Here is a 10,040-nt window from a genome sequence, read left to right as displayed (position 1 = left end):
ACTGTCAACTTCAAAATTCAGGTTTGACACACCCCAGGAGGTGTGTCAAACTCTCAGTGGATTACCCTTAGAAACACCTCAAGATACTGCCAGCACAAGCTTAGACATTATTTTTGGTGAAAGTATCTACCAACACCCCCAGCACCCCCCAGCACCCCACCAGCACCCCCTACCAGCACCCCATCGACCTATACATAGCAAGCAATACAGCCGAAGGTGCTGGTCTAGGTACAGAGAATTCGTTAGAAAAAATCTGAATGAGTAAGAGAAAAAACAATGGGCGTTTTTCGCTGGTTGACTCACCAATCGCTAGAAGCCTTGCCAAACACCAACTTTAGGGGTGCTGGTGGGGGGTGATCGTCATCGACGACGATCACCCCCCGATCACCCCCCGATCACCCCCCCCGATCACCCCATCAACCTATACACAGCAAGCAATACAGCCGAAGGTGATCGTCTAAGTACAGAAAAATCACCAAAAAAATTGAATGAGTAAGAGAAAAAATTATGGGCATTTTTCGCAGGTTGACGATCACCAATCGCTAGAAGCCTTGCCAAACAATAACTTTAGGGGTGATCGTGGGGTGATCGACGATCACCCCTAAGAAGGGATGTTTAATTAATTACATTGGCTCTAGCTCCCAACTATCAATCCAGTCCCATTCGTTGTCATCTACCTCAAACCAAGGGTGTTCTTCTGGCAAGGAAGCCATGTACTGCCAGTCCACGCCAGTCCAGGAAAGACCAAGCACTGTTACCGGGTACAAGATTTCACCCTGCTTCACTTTTGTCTTGTGCAGCACGGTTTGACCAATGTAGTATTCGGGCTTGCTGAATTCTTTACTCACTCGCAAACGCCAAAACTTTGGCGCTTGACGAAAATTGCCCAAAGTAGGGCCGTCAACAGCTAACATACTATTGCCTCCTTAGTGGCTGGTAACTAGTAAGGGGGAAGTCGTGCCAGGGGGAGAGGTGTCAACTCTCTTTCTGGGGCGCATTCAAGCGCTGACTTCATTTGTCGTATCTGAAATCATTGAAGCAGATTTCGCAACAGATTGCGATCGCACTTCTTTAGCTGAGATGATCATTTATCCATCTGTTGTGGGTAGGAGAACTTTGGGGCGATACGACGCTACGATTTACTCGCTGTTACCTTGTTTACTATCGTCTACTCAATGTCTACGAAACAGTCTAAGCTACTACTTCGTTGGTTGTCAACTATGTAAACGAATTTGTTGACGACCTATGCTGGTTAACTTACTATGTTGACAGGTTGTACACAGGTAGTTTACAAATGCGTAACAATATAATTTCATTTCGGATCAGCGATGAGGAATTAGAAGCACTGCGAGCTTTCCAGACTCCAGAGGACAAATCCCCAAGTCAGACAGCTGCAAGATTACTAAGGGGTTCATTTGCTAGGTCTACAACTGTGTCTACAAAAACTCCAGATGTAGACATACTGGAAGTGTTTAAGCAAGAGGTGGCAGCGAGTTTTAGTGAAGTGCGATCGCAACTGGAGGAACTGCGGGGAAAATTGAAAGCCCGGTAGTAGAGAAGGAAACTAGCACTACCGGGCAAGAAAGCAATGAAGACTCAACTGTAGCGAACAGCGAAACTATCGACCAGTTGCAAGCTGAAGTTAAAAGCCTAGAAACTCGTCTCAAGCATTCCCGCAAGGAAAAGAAGGAGCTAGAGCAGCAATTGGCTGACGTTGAGCGAGAAAACAATATCTTGAAGGATGGAACAGTTCTCAACAGGAGATTAGAACAGATTAGGGAACTGGAGAGAGAAAACCAGCAACTCAGGCAACAGCCGCAGACAGCAGGTACATTCGTGCAGCCAGACTATGAGGCAATTCGCGATCGCACACTCAACAAGCTAAAAGTTGGCAAGCAATCAACGGCAGGAAAGGCGATTGAAGCCTTTATTAAAGAGCTTACGCGTGGGTCAATCGGCTCTCTATAACCTGACTTAAGTAGCTCACGTGTGCGTCTACAGTGCGCCTACACTTTGTCTACAGTTGACTTAAGTAGTCCATGTGTGGCACACGTCTAGCTTATATAGGCCACATGTCATGCTCATGTGTGGCACTATTGAGGCTCAATACCTCATCTCTCATCTGTCTACACTGTCTACAGAGAAATTGCCCTAAATTTAGGGCTGTAGACGGCTAAAAACCGTTTTGTATAACGTTTTTAGCAGCTGTATACAAATTATCCAATGCCGTTTTTAACAGAATTTCCCAAAAAATAGGGATTTTTTCTAATACATTGCCCAAAAACGTAGCAGGGCTAATTTAACAGCTTAGAGTTGGCACACTGCCAAAGTTAATTTGCTAAAAAATAAACCGTTCACGGAAACTTTAAAGTAAGATCAGTACCCTTGCTGTATCAGTCTTTAGGAGCGACAAAGTAGAAATGAAGTAACAAATTTTATTCTCCTAACCAGTATTTTTTTTATGAAATTTCCGTCTAAAGTTTTGGCAGTTTTAACTTCTTCTTTGGGCTTATTTTCAATCAATTTTGCTATTTCTCTACCTGCTCAAGCGTCAGTTACATGTGAAGGTGGGACAATTAGTAATTATTCAAATGGTTCGTTGGCAAGTTGTATTCTTGGACAAGATACGACCGTGCAGGTTTACAGTCCCAGTTCTGGATCATCTAATTTTGAGTGCCAAGCCCAAAAATTTATATCTTTTGATGACAAAGCACAGTTTACGAGTTGCCAGCTTTCACAGGAAATCCAACTTAGAAAAAGTAACTCAACTGAAACATGTCCGGCAGGATATAAAGTATACGTTTCAGTTTCAACTAACGGTATTCAATCCATTACTTGTAGTCCCTAAGAGGATGTTTTAACTGGGGGCATTGCAGGCTAGTCAAGTCTAGCTTGACTAGTCAGAGCTTGACTGAGCGTTGAGCTTGACTTTGAAGTATTGCCGCTTGAGTTTAGAAAGTTAAGTAGACAGCAGCTCGCTAATTTGATGCCGTGCCAGAGCTTGCCTGAGATGTTCCACCTCAGCCCTTAGCCGTGCATTCTCCTGTATCAACGTATCCATGTCATCTTTTTTATCCACTGCCTGCTTAATTACCTTCCTCCGGTTCTCCAAACTGAACCACTTCTGATATATCTCAGTGTGAATCTCTACAGAATGCCCCAAATTATCAGCAGCAGCTTTAATTGGAATGCCCATCATGTGCGCTCGAATTGCCCAAGCATGGCGTAAGTCATAGGGCGTAAACGGAATATTTACGCGCCTAAACCATGATGAACAATTAACCCGAATAGTGTTGATATCTGTAAAACTAGTCCTGCCATCAGTTTGAGATTTTAACAGTTCCAAATACTCTACGTTTTTTAAATCAAACAAGTAAACCCATTCAGGATGTAGCGGTAAAGCTTCTCTGTAACCAGTCTTAGTATCTGGGTGAACCTTCCATGTATTATCTTTATTTTCAGGACTTAACCACCAATCAATTTCAGGATTTACAAACAATTCTCTTGGGCGTAGTCCATAAGTGGCAAGCATTCCATACACCCATTCCCACATCTTCCAACTATCTAAACAACTCTTCTTGATTGTTAAGCTTCTAGTCAAAGAGTAATGATGAAAAGATTCCTGATATTTGATGATATCCTGATCGTTGGGAATGTCCCTAGCCTGACTTTTGGGTTGTGTGGCTTTGAAATGTTCGAGAGTGAAGCTAGTTAAATTAAGAGTTGATTTTAAAACTTTCAACGATTTAACAGCGCTGTATCTAGCAAAATCTTTCGTCAACTCTGCAATTTTTTTGTCAATCTCCGATTGAGTCAATAAAGTATCTACCCCAATCAACCGCCGTAAATAATCCTTGTAATAGAAAAAGGTGTGTTTACTTTTTTCTGTTAATTTGTGTGTTTTGAAATACTCAGTTTCAAACTCTTCTAAAACATCACCAAGGGTTTGGGATCTGTTGGCGACCTTAGCGATTTTACCCAGATATTTATCAGTCCATTCAAACTGTTTGCGGGCAAGCAGCTTGCCTAGCTCGTTTGCCTCTTCCTCTGCTGTTCTCAACCCGTCCAAGCTTGCAGGGATATTTAGCGAAATCTTGTACTGCTTAAAACCAGTTCCTTTAGTGTCGCGATCGCCGGGTTTGATTGGTAGAGACGCTTGCAATTGAATTGTGTCCCGTGCCACGACCAAACCCACTTTGACCTTAGCGGATTTTAAACGGGCCCTAGTGTCTGTCAAACCTTTCTCAAACTTGCGTTCCAGATGCTGCCGAGTAGCTTTCATGTGTTTCTGCGTTCCTAAATAGCTGCCATCGGTAGATGCTGGCGGAGTGAAATCCTCAAAAACGTCCTGTGCCTTGCTTTTCATTGTGTCTTAAATGTGTCTTAAAATTTAGTCCATTTAGAACAATGTTTAAATTGAGCAAAGTTAGACCTGGACTAAATCTTGGTATCACGAAACATTAAATCATACTTCGTACAGGGTATACCATAAGCTTCTTCCATGTGACGGCTGATGTAGTTCATCGACCGATAACAGTGGATGAGGTTCATCTTCACATTGGGGGTCATCAACATTTCGTTGATGGTGCCATCACCTGACCACTGAGCGACTACGCGCAAGCCGATTTCTTCTAACAGGATGCGGCTAGCCCAAGCATCTCCACCGATGTTGTAGTCACCAATGATGGCTACATCATAAGGAGTACCTTCAAACTGAAGTGTACCGTCTTTTTTCGCTTGGTCTGCTCTGGTGAAAACCCAGTCACGAACCATGTCGTTAGCAATGTGGTGTCCCAAAGATTGGGAAACACCCCGGAAGCCTTCGCAACGAACAGGTACAACTGGCTTGCCAATTTCTTTCGATGTCTTCCGAGCTACTGCTTCGATGTCATCTCCAATTAGACCGATGGGGCATTCAGATTGAATGGAAACACCACGGTTGAGTGGGAAAAGTACATCAAGTTCTTGGATGAGCTTGGTAAGTTTCTTGTCACCACCAAAAACGATATCTCGTTCTTGGAAGTCGGAGGTGAAGTGCATGGTACCAAAGGTGTCAATACCTGTGGTGCCGATGTAGTAGTTACGACGACCAGACCAAGACCAGTAACCGCAACCTACAGGTCCGTGGCTGATGTGGATCATGTCCTTAATAGGACCCCAAACCACACCTTTAGAACCGGCGTAAGCACAACCACGAGCGGTCATTACCCCAGGCAGGGATTTGATGTTAGACTTAACGCCGCAATCGGACTTACCTTCTTCGTATACGCCTAAGTGCTTTTCCCGTTTTTTCTTAGCTTTATCGGGGTAAGCGTTTAGAACTTCTTTAATTAGTTCTTTTCTTTCTTCGATGATGTTTTGATTTTCTGGAGGTGTCATATTTAGCCTCTGTGACTTGTAAGGATCGGGGCATAGGGGGACTAGGAGTCCCCTCTAAGGTTAGGGGGGAGATGCAAGTGAGAGGGGAAAAGGTAAGATATGGAACTCTTCCTTTTTCCTTGTGCTAAAGCGTTATTTATTAGCAGCGATTTATACTACAGGAGCTTCAGCAGCACTCTTACCAACCAACATTGCGGTATTTTCGTCGCTTTCGAGGATACCGAATTCAATCAACAATTCTTCTAGTTCTTCCATTTCGATGGGTGTAGGAATAGCTAGATTCTTGTTGTCGATAATTTTCTGAGCCAATGTCCGGTATTCGTTAGCTTGGTTGCTTTCTGGTGCGTACTCGTTAACAGTCATCCGGCGCAATTCTGCGTGTTGAACGATGTTGTCACGGGGTACGAAGTGAATCATTTGGGTGTTCAACCGTTTTGCCAAGGTTTCGATTAGTTCGATTTCCCGGTCTGTGTTACGGCTGTTACAAATCAAACCACCCAAACGCACGCCACCTGTGTGTGCATACTTAAGAACACCACGAGCGATGTTGTTAGCAGCATACATCGCCATCATTTCACCTGATGTTACGATGTAGATTTCTTGTGCCTTGCCTTCACGGATAGGCATTGCGAAACCACCGCACACAACGTCACCTAATACGTCGTAAGATACGAAGTCTAGGTCTTGGTAAGCACCATTTTCTTCTAAGAAGTTGATGGCGGTGATGATACCACGACCGGCGCAACCTACACCGGGTTCTGGCCCACCAGATTCTACGCAACGAACGTCACGGAAACCGGTTAACATTACTTCTTCGAGTTCGATATCTTCTACTGCACCACGTTCTGCGGCGAGGTGAAGAACGGTTGTTTGAGCTTTGCTGTGCAGCATCAAACGAGTGGAGTCAGCTTTAGGGTCGCAACCGACGATGAGGATGCGTTGACCCATTTCTGCCATAGCTGCTAAGGTGTTTTGGGAAGTGGTAGATTTACCGATACCGCCCTTACCGTAGAAAGCTATCTGTCTAATGTTTTCGTCTGTCATGACTCGTATTTCCCTGCAATTGGTTGGTTAGTGGGTCTTTGCTTTTGTCAGTTGCGTTCACGCCAGTTGAGCGACAGTAGTGAGCGCGTGTAGAGCATCGTTGGTAGCGTTGGCATAAATGCCTGCTGGGGGCGATCGCTCCACAGCCAAAATTATTGACAGTAAGTTCATCGATCTTCCTCGTTAAAATTTTTTTCTTTTTGTTGTTTGTCCTTTGTCCTTTGTCATTTGTTCTGACAAAGAACAAAGAAAAATACGCGATTTACAAATACGTCATAATGTGTTTCAGCTTGCAAGATTCAATAGGACTTGATGTTGTTTGTCAACAATCAATGCTTAGTCCTATTACTTGTTCAAAATAGCGCCCTTCATATTTGTGACGCGATCTAGTGCAGCTTTGGTGTCTTCTGCTGACACTCCACGCACAGCCATTGCTTCACCGAGATGCTTGGCGATCGCATCGAAGTGTGGTTGCTGTAAATTCATTCCAGCGTGGGTTTTGTCCAATGGACGACCGCCGTATTGCTTTGGCCCTTCAAATATTTGAGCTAAGAAAGCAACTAGATGATTGCGTTGCTTGGCCATGTCTGTACCAGCAAAAACGGGAGCGAGGAGGCTGTCAGTAGCGATGCGTTTGTGGAGTTCATCTACTACTTGTTCAATAGCTGGTTGTCCACCAATGTTGTCGTACAATGTGCTCATATCCTGTTCCTTTGAAGCGAGTTGGATGATGAAATTTGCAAGTAGGCGCTTAATCTTTTTGCCTATATGCTGTTAGCCGTCATAGCTAATTTAGCTATCGGTTGCTGGTAGGATTGAAGCATTGATGTGGAGACAATTATATGGTTCAAATCCTACTTTCTGTTCCTGGCTGAATGCATATTAGAGCGTATTTGTAGAATACGTTAAGTCCTACAGCAATTCCTAAACTGCTTCGACTACAAGGCTCTTGCTGACACGATCTTGTAATCTGGCTTCGATCGCAATTTTTAGAGTTGCTGTACTACTAGAACAGGAACCGCAAGCACCTTGCAGTACAACTTTAACGCGATCGCCTTCTACATCATAGAGTTCTACATCTCCCCCGTCTGCAATGAGTACGGGTCTGACTTCTTCATCAAGAACCTTTTGAATTAGAGCAATCTTTTGGACGTTGGTTAGCGCTCGTTCCTTAGATGTAACAATTCCTGTGGCAACTTGTACGCCGTAATTGTTGAGAGCAGGTGAGGCGTATTCCTGTTGAACTGATCTTATTATATCATCGATGTTCGCCAGACAGGAACCGCATCCGCCACCAGCTTTCACATAATTTGTTACTTGCTCGGCATCCGTGAGATGATTTTCTAGAATCACGCGGCGAATCTTAGACTCGCTGATGCCAAAGCAACTGCAAACTAATGCACCTTCATCATCATCATCGTGGGTAGCTAGAGGTATGCCACGATAATTATAGATAGCGGCTTCTAGCGCTTCTTGTCCCATCACAGAGCAATGCATCTTTGCTTCTGGCAAACCACCAAGGTAATCTGCAATGTCTTTATTGGACACTTTCAAGGCTTCATCTAAAGTTAAACCTTTGACCATTTCGGTTAATGCACTAGAAGATGCGATCGCACTAGTACAACCAAAGGTTTGAAAGCGAGCATCTAGAATCTTATCAGATTCCACTTCCACTTTCAGGTGCAATCTCAGAGCATCACCGCAAGCAATGCTGCCAATTTCACCCGTTGCAACCTTAACTCCAGCTTCGCCCGTTTCTTCAATTTCTCCCTGATTCTTGGGATCGTAAAACAGTTCTAATACTTTATCGGTGTAGTCCCACATAACTTTTGTCCTTTGTCCTTTGTCATTTGTCCTATGTCATTTGTCCTTTGTCATTTGTCCTTTGTCCTTTGTCACTTGTCCTTTGTCACTTGTCACTTTTCTAAAACTAATGACTAATGACCCATGACTAATGACCAATGACCAATGACTAATGACTAATGACTAATGACTGTCCTTGCAACCAACCTGCTTCATCATTTTTGAAGGGTGAGAGGGCGCGTAAACGTTCTACAATACTGGGCATTACCTCTATCACTCGATCGATTTCGGCTTCTGTGGTGTAGCGACAAAGACTGAAGCGGATAGAACCGTGCAAAGTTGTATAGGGTAAGCCCATTGCCCGCAGGACGTGGGAGGGTTCGAGAGAACCGGAGGTACAAGCAGAACCGGATGATGCACAGATACCGTATTTGTTCAATAACAGTAGAATTGCTTCACCTTCGATGTACTTGAAGCCGATATTGGTTGTGTTTGGCAATCTCTGCGTAACGTCACCGTTAACGACACAATCGGGAATTGTAGCAAGTAAAGTTTGTTCCAAGCGATCGCGCAGCTTTCTTTCTCTTGCGATCGCTTCTTCTAAGTGTAACAGTTCTAGTTCCGCAGCTTTGCCCAAGGCGATAATTGCTGGAACATTCTCTGTTCCCGCCCTACGTCCGCGTTCTTGGTGTCCCCCAAGAATGAAGGGACGGAACCGAACTCCGCGCCGGATATATAAAGCACCAATTCCTTTAGGCCCGTGCAACTTGTGACCAGACAGGGTTAACATATCCACAGTGCTAGTCTTCATATTCAACGGGATTTTTCCCACTGCTTGCACCGCATCTACATGGAAGATAGCGCCATATTCTTTTACACGCAACCCAATTTGCTCAATCGGGAAAATCGTTCCGGTTTCGTTATTAGCATACATAATTGTCACCAAGGCGGTGTTACCCGTCAAGGAAGCTTCTAGTTCATCTAGATCCAGCTGCCCTTGATGATTTACTGATAGATAGGTAACAGTGTAACCTTGGGTTTCTAATTGTTTGCAGACATTGAGTACTGCTGGATGTTCTACTTGAGTAGTGACAATATGTCGCTTTTCTGGTTGCGCTAACAATGCGGCTCGAATCGCCGCGTTATCTCCCTCAGTACCGCAACTTGTGTAGACAATTTCAGATTCATCGGCTCCCAGGATGGCTGCAAGTTGTTCTCTTGCTGTTCTCACTGCTTTACCGACTTGCCCACCAAAGGTATGCATACTGGAGGGATTGCCGTAATAATCCGTCAGGTAAGGTAGCATTACCTCTATAACTTCTGGGTCTACCCTAGTGGTGGCATTATTATCGAGATAGATGCAGTTATTTTGCATTGTTGTCTTCTAATTACGAATTACGAATTACGAATTACGAATTATTTGGGGTTGGCGCTTTTGCAACTGTTCGGAGTATTTCTGGGAATAACAGTTAAACCAACGTTCCCAGTAATCTTGTTTATTTGTTAATTTAGCAACTACGCGGTTGTAATTGGTAAACCAGCCTTCCCAATAATCGCTAGGCTGCTTAACGCAACCGTCGCATGTGGGACAACCAGCTTTACACTGAGGCACGGTATGAATGCTACCAATACAGTTTGTACAAAGTTCAGGGTCAATCCAGTGCTGTCCGTCAACCACTTTAACTGCATTTGTGGGACATACCGTTAGACAGAGATTGCAGGAAATACACTGGCTAGTAAGAATTTTGTAAGCCATGATTTATATCAAGTTCGGATAATTACTTATAATAAAGGTGGAATCGTTGCAGTGCATA

At 44.0% G+C, this 10,040-nt stretch carries 11 protein-coding genes and 1 pseudogene; 4 read left to right on the top strand and 8 right to left on the bottom strand.

Annotated elements, in window-relative coordinates; all coding sequences use genetic code 11:
* Window positions 1-265 (top strand): hypothetical protein (locus RMY64_RS28710; RefSeq protein WP_322701778.1); only part of this gene is annotated, 265 nt, incomplete at its 5' end.
* A 358-nt stretch (window positions 266-623) separates the two neighbouring features.
* Here the strand turns inward: RMY64_RS28710 and RMY64_RS28705 are convergent.
* Window positions 624-914 (bottom strand): hypothetical protein, encoded by a 291-nt coding sequence (locus tag RMY64_RS28705; RefSeq protein WP_322701777.1) that lies wholly within the window; start codon window positions 912-914, stop codon window positions 624-626.
* A gap of 380 nt (window positions 915-1,294) precedes the next feature.
* Here RMY64_RS28705 and RMY64_RS28700 point away from each other — a divergent pair, with 380 nt between their 5' ends.
* From RMY64_RS28700 to RMY64_RS28690, 3 genes are all read left to right on the top strand, one after another.
* On the top strand, window positions 1,295-1,552 hold the full coding sequence (locus RMY64_RS28700) for a hypothetical protein (RefSeq protein ID WP_322701776.1): 258 nt from the start codon (window positions 1,295-1,297) through the stop codon (window positions 1,550-1,552).
* 77 nt (window positions 1,553-1,629) lie between these two features.
* Entirely contained in the window at window positions 1,630-1,968 is a 339-nt protein-coding gene (locus tag RMY64_RS28695) for a hypothetical protein (RefSeq protein ID WP_322674543.1), read from the top strand.
* A 493-nt stretch (window positions 1,969-2,461) separates the two neighbouring features.
* On the top strand, window positions 2,462-2,848 hold the full coding sequence (locus RMY64_RS28690; protein WP_322701775.1) for a hypothetical protein: 387 nt from the start codon (window positions 2,462-2,464) through the stop codon (window positions 2,846-2,848).
* A 111-nt stretch (window positions 2,849-2,959) separates the two neighbouring features.
* Here the strand turns inward: RMY64_RS28690 and RMY64_RS28685 are convergent, their stop codons facing one another.
* From RMY64_RS28685 to RMY64_RS28655, 7 genes and pseudogenes are all read right to left on the bottom strand, one after another.
* On the bottom strand, window positions 2,960-4,366 hold the full coding sequence (locus RMY64_RS28685; protein WP_322701774.1) for a site-specific integrase: 1,407 nt from the start codon (window positions 4,364-4,366) through the stop codon (window positions 2,960-2,962).
* Window positions 4,367-4,440: 74 nt separating this feature from the next.
* Window positions 4,441-5,379: pseudogene (locus tag RMY64_RS28680) on the bottom strand (nitrogenase component 1); the annotation flags it as partial.
* 150 nt (window positions 5,380-5,529) lie between these two features.
* A complete protein-coding gene (gene nifH, locus RMY64_RS28675; protein ID WP_322674540.1) occupies window positions 5,530-6,423 on the bottom strand; it encodes a nitrogenase iron protein in 894 nt (297 codons plus the stop codon).
* 345 nt (window positions 6,424-6,768) lie between these two features.
* Complete coding sequence (locus RMY64_RS28670) at window positions 6,769-7,125, bottom strand: group 1 truncated hemoglobin (RefSeq protein WP_322674539.1); 357 nt, start codon at window positions 7,123-7,125, stop codon at window positions 6,769-6,771.
* 222 nt (window positions 7,126-7,347) lie between these two features.
* Complete coding sequence (gene nifU / locus RMY64_RS28665) at window positions 7,348-8,247, bottom strand: Fe-S cluster assembly protein NifU (RefSeq protein WP_322674538.1); 900 nt, start codon at window positions 8,245-8,247, stop codon at window positions 7,348-7,350.
* A gap of 148 nt (window positions 8,248-8,395) precedes the next feature.
* Window positions 8,396-9,601, bottom strand: a complete 1,206-nt coding sequence (gene nifS, locus RMY64_RS28660) for a cysteine desulfurase NifS (protein ID WP_322674537.1) — start codon at window positions 9,599-9,601, stop codon at window positions 8,396-8,398.
* Window positions 9,602-9,628: 27 nt separating this feature from the next.
* On the bottom strand, window positions 9,629-9,982 hold the full coding sequence (locus RMY64_RS28655) for a 4Fe-4S binding protein (RefSeq protein ID WP_322674536.1): 354 nt from the start codon (window positions 9,980-9,982) through the stop codon (window positions 9,629-9,631).
* Between the last annotated feature and the right edge of the window lie 58 nt (window positions 9,983-10,040).

Origin of the sequence: Nostoc sp. DedQUE08 (assembly GCF_034530895.1) — a bacterium.
Taxonomy (GTDB): Bacteria; Cyanobacteriota; Cyanobacteriia; order Cyanobacteriales; family Nostocaceae; genus Nostoc.
The sequence above is the reverse complement of the archived record's forward strand: the minus strand, read 5'-3'. Positions and strand labels throughout refer to the sequence as shown.

Excerpts from the sequence above, each read along its gene's own strand:
- RMY64_RS28705 (WP_322701777.1), bottom strand. The coding sequence starts at position 914 with ATGTTAGCTGTTGACGGCCCTACTTTGGGCAATTTTCGTCAAGCGCCA.
- nifU (WP_322674538.1), bottom strand. The coding sequence starts at position 8,247 with ATGTGGGACTACACCGATAAAGTATTAGAACTGTTTTACGATCCCAAG.
- RMY64_RS28670 (WP_322674539.1), bottom strand. The coding sequence starts at position 7,125 with ATGAGCACATTGTACGACAACATTGGTGGACAACCAGCTATTGAACAA.
- RMY64_RS28655 (WP_322674536.1), bottom strand. The coding sequence starts at position 9,982 with ATGGCTTACAAAATTCTTACTAGCCAGTGTATTTCCTGCAATCTCTGT.
- RMY64_RS28690 (WP_322701775.1), top strand. The coding sequence starts at position 2,462 with ATGAAATTTCCGTCTAAAGTTTTGGCAGTTTTAACTTCTTCTTTGGGC.
- RMY64_RS28700 (WP_322701776.1), top strand. The coding sequence starts at position 1,295 with ATGCGTAACAATATAATTTCATTTCGGATCAGCGATGAGGAATTAGAA.
- RMY64_RS28685 (WP_322701774.1), bottom strand. The coding sequence starts at position 4,366 with ATGAAAAGCAAGGCACAGGACGTTTTTGAGGATTTCACTCCGCCAGCA.
- nifH (WP_322674540.1), bottom strand. The coding sequence starts at position 6,423 with ATGACAGACGAAAACATTAGACAGATAGCTTTCTACGGTAAGGGCGGT.
- nifS (WP_322674537.1), bottom strand. The coding sequence starts at position 9,601 with ATGCAAAATAACTGCATCTATCTCGATAATAATGCCACCACTAGGGTA.